The 21,046-nt window shown below is 43.9% G+C and carries 19 protein-coding genes; 15 read left to right on the top strand and 4 right to left on the bottom strand.

The genetic code is table 11. The features are described from left to right. Position 1: 1 nt before the first annotated feature. Positions 2–1,810: a LysM peptidoglycan-binding domain-containing protein gene (locus ACESPU_RS04765; protein ID WP_121961373.1), complete on the bottom strand. Its 1,809-nt coding sequence runs from the start codon at positions 1,808–1,810 to the stop codon at positions 2–4. 104 nt (positions 1,811–1,914) lie between these two features. Between ACESPU_RS04765 and ACESPU_RS04760 the strand changes: the two genes are divergently transcribed. Both ACESPU_RS04760 and ACESPU_RS04755 read left to right on the top strand, forming a co-directional pair. After that, a complete protein-coding gene (locus tag ACESPU_RS04760) occupies positions 1,915–3,258 on the top strand; it encodes a gliding motility-associated C-terminal domain-containing protein (protein ID WP_373133168.1) in 1,344 nt (447 codons plus the stop codon). Then, a complete protein-coding gene (locus ACESPU_RS04755) occupies positions 3,233–4,216 on the top strand; it encodes a lytic transglycosylase domain-containing protein (protein WP_008772325.1) in 984 nt (327 codons plus the stop codon). The genes ACESPU_RS04760 and ACESPU_RS04755 overlap by 26 nt, the downstream gene beginning before the upstream one ends. Positions 4,217–4,326: 110 nt before the next feature. Here ACESPU_RS04755 and glsA read toward each other — a convergent pair whose 3' ends face one another. Further along, on the bottom strand, positions 4,327–5,292 hold the full coding sequence (gene glsA, locus ACESPU_RS04750) for a glutaminase A (protein ID WP_005857387.1): 966 nt from the start codon (positions 5,290–5,292) through the stop codon (positions 4,327–4,329). A gap of 75 nt (positions 5,293–5,367) precedes the next feature. Further along, positions 5,368–6,807 (bottom strand): glutamate decarboxylase, encoded by a 1,440-nt coding sequence (locus ACESPU_RS04745; RefSeq protein WP_005857385.1) that lies wholly within the window; start codon positions 6,805–6,807, stop codon positions 5,368–5,370. A 222-nt stretch (positions 6,808–7,029) separates the two neighbouring features. Here ACESPU_RS04745 and ACESPU_RS04740 point away from each other — a divergent pair, with 222 nt between their 5' ends. From ACESPU_RS04740 to ACESPU_RS04730, 3 genes are read left to right on the top strand one after another with little or no spacing between them, the layout of a single operon-like run. Then, on the top strand, positions 7,030–8,256 hold the full coding sequence (locus ACESPU_RS04740) for an MFS transporter (RefSeq protein WP_005857383.1): 1,227 nt from the start codon (positions 7,030–7,032) through the stop codon (positions 8,254–8,256). Positions 8,257–8,288: 32 nt separating this feature from the next. Further along, complete coding sequence (locus ACESPU_RS04735; protein ID WP_005857381.1) at positions 8,289–9,203, top strand: DMT family transporter; 915 nt, start codon at positions 8,289–8,291, stop codon at positions 9,201–9,203. A 33-nt stretch (positions 9,204–9,236) separates the two neighbouring features. After that, positions 9,237–9,389, top strand: a complete 153-nt coding sequence (locus tag ACESPU_RS04730) for a hypothetical protein (RefSeq protein ID WP_005857379.1) — start codon at positions 9,237–9,239, stop codon at positions 9,387–9,389. Between the two features lie 51 nt (positions 9,390–9,440). Here the strand turns inward: ACESPU_RS04730 and ACESPU_RS04725 are convergent, their stop codons facing one another. After that, a complete protein-coding gene (locus ACESPU_RS04725) occupies positions 9,441–9,947 on the bottom strand; it encodes a GNAT family N-acetyltransferase (protein WP_005857377.1) in 507 nt (168 codons plus the stop codon). Between the two features lie 196 nt (positions 9,948–10,143). Here ACESPU_RS04725 and ACESPU_RS04720 point away from each other — a divergent pair, with 196 nt between their 5' ends. The 10 genes from ACESPU_RS04720 to ACESPU_RS04675 all read left to right on the top strand — a co-directional run bounded on the left by ACESPU_RS04720 (position 10,144) and on the right by ACESPU_RS04675 (position 20,933). Continuing rightward, positions 10,144–10,734 (top strand): hypothetical protein, encoded by a 591-nt coding sequence (locus ACESPU_RS04720; RefSeq protein WP_005857375.1) that lies wholly within the window; start codon positions 10,144–10,146, stop codon positions 10,732–10,734. 1 nt (position 10,735) lies between these two features. Beyond that, a complete protein-coding gene (locus ACESPU_RS04715; RefSeq protein ID WP_005862767.1) occupies positions 10,736–11,614 on the top strand; it encodes a DUF2764 domain-containing protein in 879 nt (292 codons plus the stop codon). A gap of 3 nt (positions 11,615–11,617) precedes the next feature. After that, positions 11,618–13,375: a V-type ATP synthase subunit A gene (locus ACESPU_RS04710; protein ID WP_008772320.1), complete on the top strand. Its 1,758-nt coding sequence runs from the start codon at positions 11,618–11,620 to the stop codon at positions 13,373–13,375. 7 nt (positions 13,376–13,382) lie between these two features. Continuing rightward, a complete protein-coding gene (locus ACESPU_RS04705; RefSeq protein ID WP_005857368.1) occupies positions 13,383–14,699 on the top strand; it encodes a V-type ATP synthase subunit B in 1,317 nt (438 codons plus the stop codon). Positions 14,700–14,710: 11 nt separating this feature from the next. Continuing rightward, positions 14,711–15,334 carry a V-type ATP synthase subunit D gene (locus ACESPU_RS04700; RefSeq protein WP_005857366.1) on the top strand — a complete coding sequence of 208 codons (624 nt, stop codon included), beginning with the start codon at positions 14,711–14,713 and terminating at the stop codon, positions 15,332–15,334. Next, positions 15,331–17,151, top strand: coding sequence for a V-type ATP synthase subunit I (locus ACESPU_RS04695; RefSeq protein WP_057319466.1), 1,821 nt, complete (start codon positions 15,331–15,333; stop codon positions 17,149–17,151). Before ACESPU_RS04700 ends, ACESPU_RS04695 begins: the two co-directional genes overlap by 4 nt. 54 nt (positions 17,152–17,205) lie before the next feature. Beyond that, complete coding sequence (locus tag ACESPU_RS04690) at positions 17,206–17,661, top strand: hypothetical protein (protein ID WP_005857362.1); 456 nt, start codon at positions 17,206–17,208, stop codon at positions 17,659–17,661. Positions 17,662–17,821: 160 nt separating this feature from the next. Beyond that, complete coding sequence (locus ACESPU_RS04685; RefSeq protein ID WP_008772319.1) at positions 17,822–18,187, top strand: BlaI/MecI/CopY family transcriptional regulator; 366 nt, start codon at positions 17,822–17,824, stop codon at positions 18,185–18,187. Between the two features lie 8 nt (positions 18,188–18,195). Then, a complete protein-coding gene (locus ACESPU_RS04680) occupies positions 18,196–19,665 on the top strand; it encodes a M56 family metallopeptidase (protein WP_158533103.1) in 1,470 nt (489 codons plus the stop codon). A 68-nt stretch (positions 19,666–19,733) separates the two neighbouring features. After that, complete coding sequence (locus tag ACESPU_RS04675; RefSeq protein WP_254887707.1) at positions 19,734–20,933, top strand: DUF4934 domain-containing protein; 1,200 nt, start codon at positions 19,734–19,736, stop codon at positions 20,931–20,933. Positions 20,934–21,046: the final 113 nt, after the last annotated feature.

Genomic DNA, 21,046 nt, shown 5'->3' with positions numbered 1-21,046 from the left:
ATTATCTTACCTCACTGCGGGTTACCGTATAATCATTCTTGTAATGTACAATAAACAAGTTCGTATTGATAAAACCGCCCCAATTATTCACTCTATGGAAATCGAATCCGGTCTGGATGCTCTTATAATGGATCTTGTCTAAATTATTCTCGAAGTTCGAGCCATATTTATTGATGGCGCCTAGGAAATACATACCCGTGTCAAAGCCTAGGATTCCATATTTCGGGAATGTGTTGATTAAATTCTTGCTATACCAGTTTTTATAATCGGAATAAAAGCTATGGACTTCCGGAGATAAGTTGTCCGCATAGAAATTACTATAGATATAGGTGTTCAATGCGTAGAAGTCCTCCAGACACTCTCTTGTATAGGTCTGCCATTCCGGATAACCGAATAGGTTGACCATATAAGGCTCTTTCTCCTCCTCTTTTAACTCGGAAAGCATACGGAGCGGTGCCTTGATCTTATTCACCGCATCTAAGGAGGCGGAGGTTGGCAATACCACATTCCGCTTGTCCCTTACCATGGCTGCCTCTATATCCGTGGCGAAAGTATCCCCTTTATAAGTTACTTCCTTGAACGGGATATCGCGTTGCTGCATCTCCGTCTTGAAGGCTTTGATAAATTCCGGCTTTTCTTCTTTATCCTTTATATTGACAAGTATGATATTGTAATCCGAGAATAAATCGCATCCGGCTTGTGCCGCCTTGGAGTATAAATAGGAATGAGGTGTGTTTACTTGATAAACATTCGCGTTTGACAAGACATCATCATTCTTGGAGGTGAAAGGGATCACGTATTTGATATTATGCTTTTGGGCAAAATCAGCGATCAATCCGATTTGGTCGTTCTGTACGGCGCCAATGATCAAATTAGCGTTTGATAACGCATCTTCTTTCAATATCTCCTTGACTTTCTTCGTACCGTTTCCAGTATCATATACCGATAGCTCGATAGAGGTTCCCATATTTCGCAAGCTGTCAACCGCCAATAGCAATCCCTCGTAATATTCCACGAAACGGGAGGTCGCGGATGATTGCGTTGTCTCGTTCGTCATGAACGGCAACAATAAGGCGACTTGGATACGGTTCACCTTCTTTATATCTTTAGGAGTAGAGAGGAGGGCGTTCACCTCACGCTCTTCCGGCTGTCTTATGTTTTGGGTGATCACTTCTTCACTGGCTACCGGTATCTTGATAACCATGCCCGCTTTTACTCCGTTTTTCAGCTCGGGGTTGAGTCTTAAAAGCTCCGCGCTGGAAATATCGAACTTCCGGCAGATACGGTACATGGTCTCTTTTTTCTGTATGGTATATTCCATTTCCTTCTGTACGGTCTTTTTTTCCGTAGTAGGCAAGGTTTCCAGTCGTGTCGGCGGGATCCGGATATTCTTGCCAATCGTAAAGGTCGATGTGGAGAGACCCGGATTGGCGGCGATAATATCCGTGGCGGGCACTGAATATTTAATGGATAAAGAGTACAAGGTCTCTTTCGGCTGGATCGTATGGTATGTATAGTTATCTGCTTTGCCGGAAGGTGCGATAGCGGAGTCCTTCTGCGGGATTCTTAACGTAGAACCGGCCTTGATCCCTTCTTTACTTTCCGGATTCAACCGATAAATATCCTCTACGCTTACGCCATACATGGTCGCTATGGCGTATACGGTTTGTCCGCGTTCGATGGTATGATAAAATATATCGCTCCCTTGTTCGTTAGTAAAAATAACTTGCTTATTATTCTTTTGGGAATAAACGGTTACGCTCGATAAACTTAAAAAGAACGTCAATGCGTATATACTAATCTTGTTCATTTGCTGTTCGGAGTATTTTGTGACAAAGATAGTGAATTTTGCTTATCATGCTACGTATGTCCTTTTATTTCCCTAATTTTGGAACCGTAATTTTTAGACTATATATGCTAAAGAAGGAATTAAGAAAGATACTGTTATCGCTAAGTTTTGTGTTTGTAGCGGCTGTCTCGTATGCTCAATATGTGGTGACGGGAGGAAGTGGTAGCCCGATGAAAGCCACGCAGAGTTCCGGCGATTCCGCCGAGCGGCTTGAGGTCTACTTGGTGTATGGAATGGATAACGTGACGATTAGTTATACTTCATCCTCTTCTTCTTCGCATCAATGGTATCGTTATAAAACCAAGCGATTGGAGGCCGAGAAGGTGGCCTCCACCCAAAATGGAACTACTTCCACCATTCGGAATGTAGAGGAGGGATATGGCTATTTTGTCGAGGAAGGAGCCGTATCTCGTTACGTCTGGATCGTTGATTACAGCAAATACACCTTAAACATATCCAACCTGCATGTCTCCGATAATAGCGATCCATGTAGCGGATTGGTCTTGGCTGGGACAGGTACGATCCAACCTATTTATTATTATTGGCCGAATACGGGAACAAGACGTGAACTGTCTCGCCAATTTGATGTTATTTATAATACATTGGAATACAATTCGGATAAAAAAGAATATACCTCTAAACAAGAGACGGCGGTCATCGAGGGTAATTTGTTCGGTAAATCCATTCCCGCTCCTTGGTGTGATACGGAGATCTGTGTGAAAGGCGATTATTTCGCTCGTCATTTTGGAAAGGAGGTCACGCTTTGTATCGATGAATATCAGGCCGCTGCGGTAGATGCTCATATAGACACGTTGCTGATTGAGCAAGAGGCCCCGAATATGAATACGACGAAGAGCGGTTATTGCGCTCCCGCCACTGTTCAATTCTCGGCTATCGCGAATACGCCGACAGCCGCCCTGTTTAATTGGAAAATCTATCGGCAAGGGGAAGAAGATAATCCGGTTGTTCGTTTTACGGGTGAGGAAGTGGATTATACGTTCAACCAATCCGGGACTTTTATCATCAAGTTGGAAGTAAGCGACCAAAGCACTACTTGCAGCACGGAAGATGAGGTTCAGATTGATATCTCGGAGTCTTATCTGATGATACCGAACGCATTCTCCCCGGGTACCACGCCCGGAATTAATGATGAGTTCCGGGTTGCCTATAAGTCGTTGGTGAAATTTAAGGCATGGATATTTAATCGCTGGGGCCTACAGATGTATTACTGGACAGATCCGGCCCAAGGATGGGATGGTAAGAAAGGTGGTAAATACGTTCAGCCGGGTGTGTATTTTTATGTGATAGAAGCCGAAGGTTCCGATGGTATTAAGTACAAGGAAAAAGGCGATATAAACATTCTTAGACCTAAAACAATTCAAGATGAAAATGAGAATATCCAAGAATAATTTAGCTAGTTTTTTATGTGGAGGCGTCGTTTGCTTGACCGCATGTATCTCGATGGGTTCGAATGACGTGGAAAAAGTGATAGAGAGCCGTCCGGTTGTCTCATCCATGACCCTGTCGCCGGATGTTCCGTCCTCGGTTCCTTTTTGTGGGAAACTAATCGATATTACCCGCTATGATATGCGGGAAGCCTATGACCGTGAATTGAGTAGCTTTACTTATTTCCATTCTACGACGATGCTTCTGATCAAGCGGGCGAACCGTTATTTCCCGGTGATCGAGCCGATCTTGAAGGCGAACGGCATTCCCGATGATTTCAAATATCTAGCGGTGATAGAAAGCCATTTGGACCCCCGTGTATCCTCTCCGGCTCGTGCTGTCGGGATGTGGCAATTACTGGAGGGCACGGCAAGGGAGTATGGTTTGACAATCACCCCGACGGTCGATGAGCGTTGCCATGTGGAGAAAGCGACCGGGGCGGCTTGCCGCTATTTGAAGGCCGCCTATAAGAAATATGGAGATTGGGCGGCGGTAGCCGCTTCTTATAATGGCGGCATGGGACGTATATCCGGTGAGCTGGTCAAACAAGATGCGGATTCCTCCTTTGATCTCTGGCTGGTGGAGGAGACTACCCGTTATATTTATCGAATCATGGCGATCAAGCAAATTTTCGAGAATCCGTCGAAGTACGGTTTTGTGCTTCGTGCCCGTGACCTGTATAAGCCGATCCCTACCGTAGACGTGGCTGTAAGCCAAGATATACAGAATCTGTCGGCTTTCGCTAAAGAGCATGGGATCACTTATGCGGACTTGAAACGTTTTAATCCTTGGCTCCGTGATCGTAAATTGGTGACAGGTGGGAAGACCTATAAATTAAGCATTCCTCAAGAAAAGGATATGTATTATAAGACCCCGAATACGGAAGTATACGATTCGGCTTGGGTCGTGTCGGAGAATTGATCCGATTTTTATTGATACAAAAAATAAAGTGTTTCATTTAGATGGTATAACAGCCCATCGTAATGAAACACTTTTTCTATACTACTTCTCGTTTAAACTGATTCAGTCTATTAGTCAACGATCGTCACACGGTGACCGTTGAACACGTTCAATCCGAGTTTATTCATTACATACTTAATAGCAAGCTGTGCCTTTACAGAGTTACCAGCTTGGTCAATAGGAGGAGCGAATGCGGAAATACCGAATTGTCCGGGAAGTACACCCATGACACCACCGCCTACGCCAGTTTTTGCGGGAATACCAGAAGTGTACAACCAATCACCGGTGTGTTCATAAAAACCTACGGTAGAGATCATGGAAGTGATCTTCGGAGATAATTCTGCATCGAATACTTGTTTCTTTGTCACAGGATTGAGACCTAAATTTGCGACCGTAGCGGCAGCGACAGATAGTTGCTTAGCCGTGATACCCAAAGAACATTGACGGGTATACAGATCCAAAGACATATCCGGATCGTCATAAATGCGATTGTAATTCTTTAGCAACCAAGCGATGGAGCGGTTATTGAAGTTTGTTGCGGACTCGGATTTATAGAGTTCGTCGATCAACTGCGGTGCGCTTCCGCACAAATCCGTGATATTGGCTACGATAGCATCCCACTTCTGTTTGGAATCACCGACAGGCTTCACCATACTACAAGCCGTGATAGCGCCGGCATTTACCAATGGGGTAGAAGGATGGTCGTTTTCCAATAAGATAGCGATGATGGAGTTAAATGGCAATCCGGTAGCGTCGGCACCAATCTTCTCCAATAATTCTTTCGCTCCGTATTGGCGCAGTACCAAGATAGCGGTGTGTACTTTCGATACGGATTCAATACCGAAACGATATTCGGAATCTCCCACCTCGATGGTTTGTCCGTTTAAAAGGCAAATACTGATTCCGAATAGATTTTTATTGATATTCGCCAGATAAGGAATGTAATCGGCATTCTTACCATCCGTATTTGTCTTGTAAAGATCGTAAGCCTGTTGAGCTACTTCCTTAATTTGGGCGATCGTTATTTTTTTGTCCATATATGAATTGGATTAAAGAAGGCGTGTATGAAAACACTGATAGCCCTTTCATGCACGCCTTGATGAATTTTGTTTTTATTTCTTAGCGTTGCTCATTGCGGTGTGAGTAAATACCTTACCCTTAACCGGAACGTTCTTGTCTTGAGCGATGCGAGTAGGAGTCGGATATTCAAGTTTCTCCAATGCCTCTACAGCGTTCTTGATATCACCTAATAACATATCGGCCATATCACGGCTGAAACCTTGACGAACTACGACACGCATAACCACGTAGTTATCCAGCTTCTTCGGTAGTGTATACGCTGGAACCATCCAACCGCTTTGTTGCAATTTATCTTGCAAATCGTAAAGTGTCCATTTGGCGTTCTTAGCGTAATCCGGTTTCATGTACCAAATAAACAATGGATTCACAACCTCGTTGCTGTAATTAACGAATGGGGCCATCTTACCGATTTCTTGGTGGATGTATTTCGTGATTTCCATACTGTTATATTGGATTTGTTTGTAGCCCTCGAATCCGAGACGAATAAACTGATAGTATTGTCCGAGGATTTGTGCGGCAGGACGAGAGAAGTTCAAACCAACCTGAGTGATATTCGCTCCAAGATAGTTTACGCTGAATGCCATTTCTTCCGGCAAATATTTCTTGTCTTTCCAAACAACCCAACCCAATCCCGGGTAAACCAATCCGAATTTATGTCCGGATGTGCTGATAGAAAGAACCCATTTCAAACGGAAGTCCCATTTTGTCTCCGGGCTTAAGAACGGAAGGATAAAACCACCGCTGGCGGCATCTACGTGGATAGGTATATCATAACCGGTCTTGGCATTGTATGCGTCGAGCGCTTTGTCCAAGGCTTCTACGTCATCGTTCAGTCCTGTCCATGTTACACCTTGGATAGGAACGATACAAATCGTGTTCTCGTCACACATCTTAAGCGCTTCTTCCGGATCAAGTGTCGTCTTGTCTAAAGTCAAGGGAACTTCACGCATTTCGATTTGCCATAGCTGGGCGAATTTCTCCCATACGACTTGGAAGCCAGTAGAGATCACGAAATTAGGCTTGTCAGTTGGTTTACCTTGTGCTTGTCTCTTTTTGCGCCAACGTAACCAAGCGGCTACACCACCTAGCATACAAGCCTCTGAAGAACCGATAGCCAAGGCTCCGGTTTTCCATTTTTCTTGCTCGGGAGAATTCCAAAGACTCGCCATGATATTAATACATTTGGCGTTCATAACAGCGATTCTCGGATACTCTGTTTCGTCAATATAGTTGATGTTGATAGCTTCGTTCATCAATTTTGTCGCGTACTCGTCCATATACGTAGTAACGAATGTAGCTAGGTTCAAGCGAGGCTGTGTTTGTGCGAAAGTCTCGTCTTTAACCATTTGATAAGCGATCTCCGGGGTTGTAGGGCCATCAGGAATCTTATCTACTGGAGAGGGTGTCAACATCACTTCTGAGCCAAAAATCGCTGTTTTGGCATCGCCATTTCTGAAATTTGAGTCTTTCATTTTTCTTTAGTTTTTTTGTTAATAAAATGATTTGGGTCAATGGAATACTGCTTCCACTGAGCGTTTATGCCAAAACAGATTATGGATTGGAATGTTTTTTGGATTTACATTATTTGGGGTTTATTAGCGATACAAGTCCAGTCCTCTTGGAAAGAGCGAAAATGATGAACTTTCACATAAAATGTTTGTTTTGATTAGATAAAAACGTAAAACTAAATCTTTATGAGAATACAGACAGGCCGGGGCACAATTCCCCTTATAACTCTGGTAGGGATATGGTCTATCTCCGCTTTAAATGCATTACCGGGTTTAGCGGTTTCTCCGATATTAGGGAAACTTTCCGTTATTTTTCCTCATTCTACGGAACTGGATATTCAGATGCTTTCCTCTTTGCCATCGTTATTGATAATTCCATTTATTATATTGTCGGGTAAATTAACGGAGAAAGTAAATGAGATACGTCTATTGCAATTAGGCTTGGTGATCTTTGCCCTAAGTGGTATTCTATACTTACTCTCTAATAAGATGTGGCAGTTGATAGCGGTGAGCGCCTTAATGGGAATCGGATCTGGCTTGATCGTACCCTTATCGACCGGTTTGATTTCTCGTTTCTTTATCGGGAAATACCGGACGAAGCAATTTGGTTTAAGTTCTGCTATTACAAATGTAACGTTGGTATTAGCCACGATCTTAACGGGATATCTGGCGGAGGTGAATTGGCATTTACCGTTTGCCGTTTATCTATTGCCCTTGATTTCCATCGTACTTTCCGTATACTTGAAAAGGAGTATGGAGAATGAGCCGGCGATCGTATCGAAATCAGAAGTGAAAGCCCCTGTTGCGGCAGATCCCGTCACGGTTCCGGGTAAATATGGTGTGGATATAAAGCATCTGGTACAAATCATGTGTTTTTATGGATTGGCTACGTATTTAGTGATTATAGTCAGCTTTAACTTACCGTTTTTAATGAAGGAATATAAGTTTACAAGCGGTAATTCCGGATTAATGATATCATTGTTTTTCTTGGCTATTATGGCTCCCGGTTTTATCTTGAATCAGATCGTTGATTTATTTAAGCAAAAGACAAAATTTGTCAGTCTATTGGCGATCGCTTTAGGGATGGCCTTGATTTTGATATCTCGTACGGAATGGCTAATTGGATTGGGATGTATTTTTATCGGTTTCGGATATGGTGTTATCCAGCCAATCGCTTATGATAAAACGACTCGTACGGCCATTCCTGAGAAAGTTACATTGGCATTAGCTTTCGTGATGGCGATGAATTATTTGGCGATATTACTTTGTCCGTTTATTATCGATTTCTTCCAGTCTATACTCCATGTCAAGAGCCAGCAATTCGCGTTTATTTTTAACCTCTGTATTGCGCTGGTCGCTACGATCTGGGCTTATGTAAAACGAGACTCGTTCCTTTTCAACGATAAAATATGATTTACGAATATAAAACTAAAAAACGATAGACAGTGAAAAATAAGAAAACAGAAGCTAATATTAGCATGGTGGTCTCAAAAACTTTCAGTGGATTGAATATGAACGCCTTGAAATACTTGCTTCCCTTATGGATGAGCCCGTTGACGGGCGCTTCTTTCCGATGCGTGTTTGCGGCCGTGGCGTTTTGGGTGATCGGCTGGTTTATGAAACCGGAGGTTTCTACGACGAAAGATAAGGTGTGGCTATTCTTACTAGGCGCTATCGGTATCTATGGTTTTATGTTTCTTTATTTAGTGGGGCTTAGTAAGACAACGCCGGTCTCGAGTTCTATTTTCACGAGCTTGCAACCGATCTGGGTATTTTTGATTATGGTATTCTTTTATAAGGAAAAGGCTACTTGGATGAAAATACTCGGTATCTTGATTGGTTTATCCGGGGCCTTGGTTTGCATCTTGACCCAGCAAAGCGACGATTTAGCGGCGGACGCTTTTAATGGAAATATGCTATGCCTGGCTAGCTCCGTGTTTTATGCCGTGTATTTGGTCTTAAGCCAGCGGATCTTACAAAAAGTAGGGACGATGACGATGCTTCGATATACATTCACGGGCGCCGCTTTCTCCAGTCTATTGATTTTGCCGATAGAAGGCTTTCATGCTCCTTTATTCTCGGAGCCATTTCATTGGTGGCCTTTTGCCGTATTGATGTTTGTGCTTATTTTCCCTACGGTAATCAGTTATCTGTTGATTCCTATCGGATTGAAGTATTTGAAAACTACGTTGGTGGCTATTTATGGCTATCTGATCTTGATCGTGGCAACGATTACATCCCTATTGATCGGGCAAGACCGTTTCAGTTGGACACAGACGTTCGCCATTATCTGTATTTGCGCCGGGGTTTATCTGGTTGAGATAGCGGAAGGAAAAGAGAAAAAGACAGTCAAGGTTTGACTTATTAAATATGAACTATTAAATTGTTGCGTTATGGATAAAAAACAAGAAAAGAAAATCTGGAACTCTCAACTTGCGATTGAGAATCCGAAGAATGATAGGATCGCTGTTATTTACTCTGTAAAAGTTAGTAGTGTACGAATCCTAGAGAAACCTCGTAATCCGAAAAGAGGGAAGACCCGTTGACAATCATCATCCCCTATTCTATATATAAATATATGAATAGGGGATGACTGTCTATTTATTCTCCACTTCCATGCCCATGATATAATCGTTCATGAAATAGCCGTTTCCTATATGATGGTCCCGTGTGCCTATTTCCCGTAATCCCATATGTCTGTAGAAGCCTATGGCGGGATTGTAACGGTTTACGTATAATTCTATAGTGAAAGGCCCGGTATGTACCTCCTTCAAATAGTTAATACCTTGCTCGATGATAAAACGCCCGATTCCTGTGCCATGCATTTCCGGTAGGGAATAGATCTTTTGAAAATTGTACGTGTTTTCACCTGTTTTCTCTATGGATAAATAGCCTGCCGGCATATCGTCCGCCAATATAATAAAATATTGATGATGTAACTCTTCCATTTGTTTAAGAATGTTATCCGGAGCGTACATCATATCGAACATATAATCCAATTGCTCTTTAGAAAGTATCTTTCCATACGTGTTCTCCCAAATGCGTGAGGCAAGGTCATGAATAAGAGAACGATCATCAATAGTCGCTTTTCTAATCGTAAACATGTTAATTTTGTATTTTGACTCACAAAGATACAAATAGACGAACAAAAATACAATATAGACGAATGTAAATAGAATTTTACTTGACTAGTGTTATTTTTTAGCTTGATTTCACACTTATTTTCATGTTAATCCGCGAAAAATAATAACTTTGTGGGCGTTTACTATTGAAAAATACAATTCAAATACATAATAGGAAATGGATACAAAGATTCAGGAACTAACAGACAAGATCTACAAGGAAGGTGTAGAGAAGGGGAACGAAGAAGCGGGGCGTATAATCGCCGAGGCCAATGCTCAAAAGGATACGATTCTTAAAGATGCGGAAGCGGAAGCGAAACGTATCGTAGCGGCTGCCGAGAAACAAGCTGCCGAGTTGAAGAAGAATACGGAAGCCGAATTGAAATTGTTCGCCACCCAGTCTGTCGAGGCGTTAAAGAGCGAGGTGACAAACCTTATCACTGGTGATATCGCTAGTTCGAATGTGAAAGCGGCGTTGATGGATCCCGCCTATATGCAGAAAGTGATCCTTGAGCTTGTGAAAAGCTGGCCCGCTAATGAGTTCTTAACTATCCAAGCTTCTGATTCTGATGGCTTGAAGGCGTATTTTGAGGCCAATGCCAAAGGCTTGCTAGAGAAAGGGTATAAGATCGAGAAGGTAAGCGGAAAGAAAGCGTCTTTCTCTATTATCCCGGCGGATGGGTCTTATAAAGTGACGTTTGGCGAAGACGAGTTCATCGAGTTCTTTAAAGAGTTCTTGCGTCCGCAATTAGTAGAAATGCTGTTCTGATATGAGTAAGTATTACTACTTAATCTCCGGACTTCCTAACATAGCGTTGGATGATAGTAAACTAGCCTATTCGGTCTGTGAGTTCCGGACGGAAATAGAGGATATGCTATCTTCTAAGGATAAAAAGCTGATTGATTTATTTTATTTGAAATATGATAATATAAATCTGCTGGCTCACGCTAAAAGACCGGACTCCGATCCGGATCAAAGAGGAAGAATAACGTATGATGAGTTCAATACTTTATATAAAGCGTTGAAGGATGAGGAAAAAATTCCCAAAAATGATAATCTCCCGCCTTATTTCGTGGACTTTTTTAAACTGTATCTAGCCGAAGAGGCTAAGGACACCAAAAGTGAGAAAGAATATATATCATGGGAAGACCGCTTGGCTGCGTTATATTATGAATATGCCATGAAATGTGGGAATAAGTTCGTGGCCGATTGGTTCGAGCTTAACTTGAATATCAACAATGTTCTTACTGCGATCACTTGCCGTAAATATGGATTTGATAAGGCCAATTATATCGTGGGGCATAATGAGATAGCAGAAAATATCCGTACGTCGAACGCCCGTGATTTCGGCTTGGGCGATTCCGTGGAGTATTTGCCCGAGTTACAACGCATCGCCGAAGAGACCGATCTGATCGTTCGTGAGAAGAAAATCGATCTTTTGAAATGGAAATGGCTGGACGATAATACCTTCTTCAAGACGTTCGACATAGAGAGTGTATTCGCTTATTTATTGAAATTGGAGATGATAGAGCGCTGGGTAACCTTGGATAAGGCGAGAGGCGAGAAGACTTTCCGTGAATTGGTAGGCGCCATGAAGATGGGTAGTGAGAATGCGTTGGAAGAATTTAAAAGAAACAATATAAAATAAATTATGGCTACGAAAGGAATTGTAAAAGGAATCGTATCCAACCTAGTAACCGTAGAGGTGGATGGTCCGGTTTCTCAGAATGAGATCTGTTACATTTCTGTCGGAGGCGTGAAGCTGATGTCGGAAGTAATCAAGGTGATAGGTAAGAATGCCTTTGTACAAGTATTTGAGAGCACACGTGGTATGCGTGTCGGCGACGAGGCTGAATTCCAAGGGCATATGTTGGAAGTTACGCTGGGTCCGGGTATGTTGTCCCGCAACTATGACGGTTTGCAGAACGACTTGGACAAGATGGAAGGTGTATTCTTGAAACGTGGCGATTATACGTTTGCGTTGGACAATGATAAGAAGTGGGATTTCAAGCCTCTGGCTAAAGCGGGCGATACCGTGAGTGCCGGTGATTGGCTGGGAGAGGTGGACGAGAATTTCCAACCTCATAAGATTATGGTCCCCTTTAAGTTCGAGGGATCTTATACTGTGAAATCGGTGGTTCCAGCCGGACAATATACCATCAATGATACGATGGCTGTCCTTACGGACGAAAATGGCACGGACGTAAACGTGACGATGATCCAGAAATGGCCGGTAAAGAAAGCCATCACTTGTTATAAGGAAAAGCCCCGTCCATTCAAATTGCTGGAGACGGGCGTTCGTACGATCGATACCGTGAACCCGATCGTTGAGGGTGGTACCGGATTTATCCCCGGTCCGTTCGGTACGGGCAAGACGGTGCTTCAGCACGCTATCTCTAAACAAGCGGAAGCGGATATCGTGATTATCGCCGCCTGCGGTGAGCGTGCGAATGAGGTCGTAGAGGTATTTACGGAGTTCCCGGAATTGGTAGACCCGCATACGGGACGTAAATTGATGGAACGTACGATCATTATCGCCAATACATCTAACATGCCGGTAGCCGCTCGTGAGGCATCCGTATATACGGCGATGACCATCGCCGAGTATTATCGCAGCATGGGCTTGAAGGTTCTGTTGATGGCCGACTCTACTTCCCGCTGGGCACAGGCTTTGCGTGAGATGTCCAACCGTTTGGAGGAGTTGCCCGGACCGGATGCCTTCCCGATGGACTTGTCCGCTATCGTGGCGAACTTCTACGCTCGTGCGGGATTCGTCCATTTGAAAAACAACGCTACAGGTTCCGTCACTTTCATCGGTACGGTATCGCCGGCCGGTGGTAACTTGAAGGAGCCGGTGACCGAGAATACGAAGAAGGTGGCCCGTTGTTTCTATGCCTTGGAGCAGGAGCGTGCCGACCGTAAACGTTATCCGGCCGTAAACCCGATCGAGAGTTATTCCAAGTATATCGAGTATCCGGAGTTTCAGGAATACATCGCTAAACATATCTCCCCGGAATGGATCGAGAAAGTAAACGAGATCAAGACCCGTATGTTGCGTGGTAAGGAGATCTCCGAGCAAATCAATATCTTGGGTGATGATGGTGTGCCTGTCGAGTATCACGTTACATTCTGGAAGTCCGAGTTGATCGACTTCGTGATCTTGCAACAGGATGCTTTCGATGCCATCGATGCGGTTACTCCGTTGCAACGTCAGGAATTTATGCTGGATAGAGTCGTAAATGTTTGCCGTTCAGAGTTTAAGTTTGATAACTTCCTTGAGGTTATGGACTACTTTAAGAAGATGATCAACATCTTTAAGCAGATGAACTATTCGGAATACGAGAGTGACCAATTCAAGAAGTTTAATACGGAACTGGATGAACTTTTGAAGGAGAGAATCGAAAATTAAAAGAGTTATGGCAACAAAAGCATTTCAAAAAATATATACGAAGATTACCCAGATCACAAAAGCTACCTGTTCGCTGAAAGCAACGGGAGTTGGGTATGATGAGTTGGCCTCTGTAGACGGAAAGCTGGCTCAGGTGGTAAAGATTATCGGCGACGAGGTGACGTTGCAGGTATTCTCCGGAACGGAAGGTATCCGTACGAATGCCGAGGTGGTATTCATGGGGAAGGCCCCTTCCTTGAAAGTAGGTGACCAGTTAGCCGGACGTTTCTTCAACGCTTATGGCGAGCCTATCGATGGCGGTCCGATCCCCGAGGGACGTGAGGTCGAGATCGGTGGTCCGTCCGTGAACCCGGTACGTCGTAAACAACCCTCTGAATTAATCGCTACGGGTATCGCCGGTATCGACTTGAATAATACCTTGGTAACCGGTCAGAAGATCCCGTTCTTCGCCGACCCCGACCAGCCTTTCAACCAAGTTATGGCGATGGTAGCCTTGCGTGCAAAGTCCGATAAGATTATCTTGGGAGGTATGGGTATGACGAACGACGACTACCTGTTCTTTAAGAATACATTTAGTAACGCCGGTGCCCTAGACCGTATCGTTAGTTTTATCAACACGACCGAGGACCCGTCCGTAGAGCGTATCTTGATCCCGGATATGGCGTTGAGCGCCGCTGAGTATTTCGCCGTGGAGAAGAACGAGAAGGTCTTGGTATTGCTTACCGATATGACCAACTACGCCGATGCCTTGGCGATCGTATCAAACCGTATGGACCAGATCCCGTCTAAGGACTCTATGCCGGGTTCCTTGTATTCGGATTTGGCGAAGATTTACGAGAAAGCCGTTCAATTCCCGGCGGGAGGTTCCATCACGATTATCGCCGTAACGACCTTATCCGGTGGTGATATCACGCATGCCGTACCTGATAATACGGGTTATATCACGGAAGGTCAGTTGTATTTGCGTCGTGATAGCGATGTGGGTAAGGTCATCGTCGATCCGTTCCGAAGCTTGTCTCGTTTGAAACAGTTGGTAACCGGAAAGAAGACCCGTGAGGATCATCCACAGGTAATGAACGCCGCCGTACGTTTGTATGCCGATGCCGCCAACGCTAAGACCAAGCTGGAGAACGGTTTCGACTTGACCGACTACGACAACCGTACCTTGTCTTTCGCCAAGGATTATTCTTCTAAGCTGTTGGCTATCGACGTAAACTTGGATACGACGGAGATGCTGGACGTAGCTTGGGGATTGTTCGCTAGATATTTCAGCCCGGAGGAGGTAAATATCAAACAAGGATTGGTTGATAAGTACTGGAAGTAAATTAAATAAACATGGCAATAAAGTTTCAATATAATAAAACCTCTCTTCAGCAATTGGAAAAGCAACTGAAGATGCGTGAACGCTCCCTGCCTACGATCAAGAGCAAGGAGAGCGCCCTGCGTATCGAGGTGAAGCGGACCAAGGACGAAGTGAATAAATTGGAACTTCAGCTAGAACGAGAGATTCAGAGTTACGAGAATATGGTGGCTTTGTGGAACGAGTTCAATCCGGAGCTGATCTCCGTGAAGGACGTTACGCTCTCCACGAAGAAGATCGCCGGCGTGATCGTCCCGTTATTGGACGAGATTAAGTTCGAGATCGGACACTATAGTCTCTTTAATGCCCCCGCATGGTATACGGATGGTATCGAGTTGCTGAAAAAGCTGGCTCGTACCGGTATCGAGGCGGAGTTCTCGGGCATGAAGCTGGAGTTGTTGGAGCATGCTAGGAAAAAGACCACTCAGAAGGTGAACCTGTTTGAGAAGGTACAGATTCCGGGTTATAAGGATGCGATCCGTAAGGTGAAACGGTTTATGGAAGACGAGGAGAGTCTTTCTAAGTCCTCACAGAAGATCATGAGAGCCAATCAGGAGAAACGTAAGGCAAAAGAAGAAAAAGAGGAGGCCGAGGTATGATAGTAAAGATGAGTAAATATGCCTTTATGGTGTACCATAAGGAGTATGATACGTTCCTTTCTACGCTTCGTGACTTAGGTGTCGTCCATATCAAGGAGACAAACTCCGTGATGGATAACGAGAGGTTGCAAGAGCTTCTGGCTGAGCGTAAACAGATCAATACGCTGATGCGTTACTTTAAGAACCTCCATGCGGCGGAGAAAGACGTTAAGTTTGCCCCGGCCCGTGAGTTGACGAAAGAGGAAGGCTTGAAGTTGGTGCGTAAGATAGAGGAATTGCAAGATAAGAAAGCGCAATTGATCGCTTCCAAGCAATCGATCGAGAAGGATCTGGCTTATATGGAAATATGGGGTGAGTTCAGTTATCAGAATATCAACCGTCTGAAAAGAGCGGGATACGATGTTACGTTCTTTACCTGTCCTACCGCTAAGTACGAGCCGGAATGGGGTGTGCTGTATAACGCCATTCTGATCAATAACTTCCAATCGGTAACGTATTTTATCACGATTACCAAGGAAGGTACCTTGATCGATATAGACGCTGAACGTCCGAAGATGCCGGTTCAAGGATTGGCGAAGTTGCGTGCCCGTCTGGATCAACGTACCAAGGATATCCAGAATGTGGAGGATGAGCTGAAACATCGTGCCGTGGAGGATTATAAAACGTTGGAGGAATTCGATAAGAACCTGCAGGACGAGTTTAATCTTTCTAATGCGTTAGTGCAGACAGATCGGCAAGCGGGTGATAAGCTCATGTTGTTGGAAGGTTGGGTGCCGACGGAAAACGCTCCGGCCTTGGAGCACGAGCTGGATAAGCAAGGTTATTTCTTCCAGCAATTAGAGATCGAGGATGGGGATAAGGTGCCTATCAAGTTACGGAATAATAAATTCAGTAAGCTGTACGAGCCTATCACGAAGATGTTCTCCTTGCCTAATTACGGAGAACTTGATCCGACCCCGTTGTTCGCCCCGTTCTTTATGCTGTTCTTCGGACTTTGTTTCGGCGATGGCGGATACGGTTTGCTGGTCATGATCGCTTGTACGATCTTGAAGAAGAAGGTGAACCCGGACTTCAAGCCTTATTTGACCTTGTTCCAGTATTTAGGTTTCGCCGCCTTATTGGTGGGTACTTGTACGGGATCTTTCTTCGGAGTGGCCTTGGCGGATATCCCGGCTTTGTCAAAGATCAAGAACTACTTTGTGAATAGCGACAACTTGATGACATTCTCTATTGTCATCGGTTTGGTACAGATCATATTCGGTAAATGTGTCGCTGCTTACAAGATCAAGATACAGAAAGGAACGAAACACAGTATCGCTCCGTTCGCTTGGGTGTTCGTGATCATATCCTTGGCATTGGCGCTCGGACTTCCGATGTTGAACGTTCACTTGCCGAACGCTGTCGTTATGGTATGTTACGGAATCGCCATCTTGGGTCTGGTTGTCGCTTATCTGTACAATACACCGGGCAAGAACGTATTCTTGAACTTTGGTACCGGACTTTGGAACACGTACAATATGGCCTCCGGATTGCTGGGGGATACGTTATCATACATTCGTTTGTTCGCTATCGGTCTGACCGGTTCCATCTTGGGTGGCGTATTTAATACGTTGGCGGTTACGATGACAGACGGTATGAATATCGTGGCACGTGCGATCTGTATGTTGTTGATCTTGTTAGTGGGTCACTCCATCAATATCGCTCTTTGTACGATCAGCTCCTTGGTACACCCGCTTCGTTTGATCTTCGTGGAATATTACAAGAACGCAGAGTTCGAAGGTGGAGGTAAGGCCTATGAGCCATTCAGAAAAGCATAACAATTAAACGAGAAAATAAAACAATAAAAGAATAATTTAAAAACACATTTTATTATGGAACCAATTTTATTAGCTTATGTAGGTATTGCGTTGATGACAGGTTTAACTTTTATCGGCAGTAGTTATGGTGTTACGATCGCAGGTAATGCGGTGGTAGGTGCGATGAAGAAAAATCCGGATGCTCTGGGTACGTACATCGCTTTAAGTGCGTTGCCTTCTTCACAGGGTTTGTATGGATTCGTGGGCTACTTTATGATGCAGAAGTTCTTGGTCGCTGATATTTCCATGTTGGCCGCTACGGCTGTTTTCGGCGCTGGTTTAGTGTTAGGTTTCGCTGGTTTTTACTCTTCAATCCGCCAAGCTCAAGTTTGTGCGAATGGTATCGCTGGTGTTGGTGCCGGACACAACGTATTCGGTGCTACGATGGTAATGGCCGTATTCCCAGAGTTATACGCTATCTTGGCCTTATTGGTTGTGATCTTGATTGGCGGAACGATTCCTGTCGCCTAATCATTCAAACATCTGGATATAATAAAGGCCGTCCCGGACATTCCCGGGGCGGCTTTTTTGATTGGATCAATGAATAAACTATCTCTTTTAGTTTATTAACTATACGAATTAGTTTGGTAACTAAAAGTTTTAGTTACTTTGTCGCAAACAAGATAAGGTTATGAAACGACTTACGGTGAAAGAAGAAGAAATCATGGGCTGGTTCTGGCAGAAAGGCCCACTGTTCGTGAAAGAGTTACTTGAATATTACGAGGAGCCTAAACCTCATTTCAATACCCTTTCTACGATTGTCCGAGGCTTGGAGGAGAAAGGTTTCCTCGCCCATAAGAATTTCGGGAATAGCTATCAATATTATGCGGTCTTAACAGAAAAGGAGTATAGTAACGGTACTTTGAAAAATGTGATCGCTAAGTATTTCAATAATTCTTATCTGGGGGTTGTCTCTACGCTGATCAAGGAAGAGGATATCTCTGTGGATGATCTGCGAAAACTAATAGATGATGTAGAACAAGGGAATCGTAAATAAGAACGAATATGGGAATCTTCTTTGTATATATCCTTAAATCATCCGTGTGCTTGACGATATTTTATCTGTTTTATAAGCTATTGTTGAGCCGTGATACCTTCCATCGTTTCAACCGGATCGCTTTATTAAGCTTGATCATGCTTTCGGTTATCATCCCATTTTGTGAGATTACTTTGGAGGAAGCGACGGCCATTCAGCGTCCGGTCATGGATTTGGAGAATTTGCTAGCGGCGGTTTCCATGAGAACGTCGGCAGAATCCGCTAGCCAACCTGTATGGTTACGAGTTATGGTGATAGCCTATATAATCGGAGGGATATTAACGCTTTGTCAATTCGCATATTCATTTTATGCCTTGTTTCGGTTGATGAGACAAGGTACACCGAAGCTGGTGGACGGAATCCATCTGATTCTTACGGACCAACCAGTCGCCCCGTTCAGTTGGATGCGAACGATCGTAATAAGCTGGAAGGATTTTGAGGAAAGTGGGATAGAGATCATGACGCATGAGATGGCGCATATAAAAGCCCGTCATTCCATTGATCTGCTGATCTCCGAGATTTGTATCCTGTTCCATTGGTTCAACCCATCTGTCTGGTTGTTGAGACAGGAATTGCAAAATATCCATGAATACGAGGCCGACGAGAGCGTATTAAATCAAGGCGTCGACGCAAAAAGATATCAATTATTATTAATTAAGAAAGCTGTTGGTGCACAGCGCTTCACTTCTATGGCCAACAGCTTTAATCACAGTTCACTTAAAAAGCGAATAGCTATGATGTTAAAACAAAAATCAAGTCCATGGGCACGGTTGAAGTATCTGTATGTACTCCCGTTGGCAGCCTTAACGGTGGTAGCCTTTGCCCGTCCGGAAATCTCTCACGAATTGGAGAAGATTTCGAGTGTCAAAATTAGCGAAATTATTCCGGTTCAGGAAAAAAAAGAGCCTAAAAGAAATGTAGAGGTTGAGACCCTCGCAAAGGATTCGGTGATTTTTGAGAAAGATATGCAAGCGATACAGGAAAAGGTCTCGGTCGTGATGGAGAAATACCAGCCGGAGATTGACAAGGCGGTTGAAGAGGCTGTGAATGCGGCGAATGTCAACGAGATCGTTTCTGCGGAAATGGCGAAACACCAAGTTGAGATCGACAAGGCTGTGCAAGCGGCGATAGAGGCAGCCAAGATAAATGAGACTATCGCTGCCGAAATGGAGAAGATCCAACCGGAGATCAATCGAACCATAGAGGAGGCCATGAAAGCCATAGATATCAATGAGAAGGCTGCTAAGGAGGCATCAAAGGTAAAATCCTCTTTCTCCGGTATTGTCTACATCGATGGGATGGAATCTTCTAAAGAGAGGATGGACAATTTGAATCCCGATCATATTGCGTCTATGAATGTGTACAAAGGAAACGAGGCGATCGCTAAATTCGGAGAGAAAGGTCGTAATGGCGTTATCGAGATAAAATTGAAGAAATGATTTTCGCATATATATGCAAGGTAGGCTTGTTCGGCTCCCTCTGTGCGGGAATATTTCTAACTTCCTGTATGGAGCGTGAAAACGAAGAAGCGAGCAAGCGGGTGATTGAGGTAGGTAAAGCTATCTCATCGCCTGCCGAGCTGAAAGCCTCTGATTATTTTTATGAGATCCGGTATGTCCCTTTAGAGACGAGGGATGATTGTCTGGTCGGAAGTTCTCCTGATATCAAGTTATTGGATAAATATATTCTGATCACTTCCGCTAACCGGCAATGTCTTTTGTTTGATAAGGCTACGGGAAAGTTTAAATGTCAGATAGGGCATGTAGGGAAGGATCCGGGTGGCTATAGAAATGTAGACTGCTTGGTGGACGAGTTGAACGGGCGTTTGCTGTTTAATGGATGGGGACATGATTTGATTAGCTATAATCTGGATGGCAATTATATCGGAAAAATAGAGGTTCCATGCATTCAAGAAAATGTGTATCCATCCAATTGCTTTGTGATGAATGGGGATACGATAGCCGGTTTTTTCCAGAATACTTTGGGAAAGGAGGAGAACCGTGTTATTTATTTTCAAGAGGGAGGTAAATTGTTGGCCTTATTACCGAATGAGAGTCAATGCGCTTCTTTCGAGATCAATTCTATGTCCGTATGGAAGGGTGAGAGCGCCGTGAAGGAGTTCGGGCCGTCTGCCTTGAGAGGTCTCATTTATATGGAAGGCAAAGATCCGGAAACGGCTAGTGTTATGTATCCCAACAATTCCAATTTCTGGCATGTCGGGAAGGATACTTATTTCATGGAGTCTTTCAATGACACGATCTTCCATTCGGAAGGTACGGCCTTGATACCTCATCTTTGGTTTGATTGCGCTGATCTGAAATGGGATTATAAGGATCGTTTCAGCATCAACAAGAGTAGGGGACTATTCATTTCTCAAGTGCTGGATAGTAAACACGTTCTTTTTGCCTTGGCGATTACCGGCTTATACGATAAGGATAAACGAAAGACTTATAGTGTGGCTTTTGATAAACAAAAGGGCGAGACGAAAGCCTCTTTATTCGAGAAAGGAATCAAGGATGATATAACCGGTTTCCTGCCTATCCAATTGATGACAGTTTCCATCTCGGGCGAATATGGAGGTCTTCTTTCAATGGAGGATATAGCGAAGTGGGCGGATAAGCATACTGATCAAGAGCTTCCGAAGGAATTGGCTGCGTTGAGAGACCTTGATGAAGAAAAAAATCCGGTAGTGGTACTTATGAGGTAAGCTATTTTATATCGGATAATCATTTATTTCCCCTTTACTCTTCTCTTTTTTGAGATAGGGTAAAGGGGATGTCTTTTTAAATACATTTGTTCATTCATTTACAAAACAGTATT

The organism is Parabacteroides sp. 20_3, assembly GCF_964238835.1.
GTDB lineage: Bacteria > Bacteroidota > Bacteroidia > Bacteroidales > Tannerellaceae > Parabacteroides > Parabacteroides distasonis.
The sequence above is the reverse complement of the archived record's forward strand: the minus strand, read 5'-3'. Positions and strand labels throughout refer to the sequence as shown.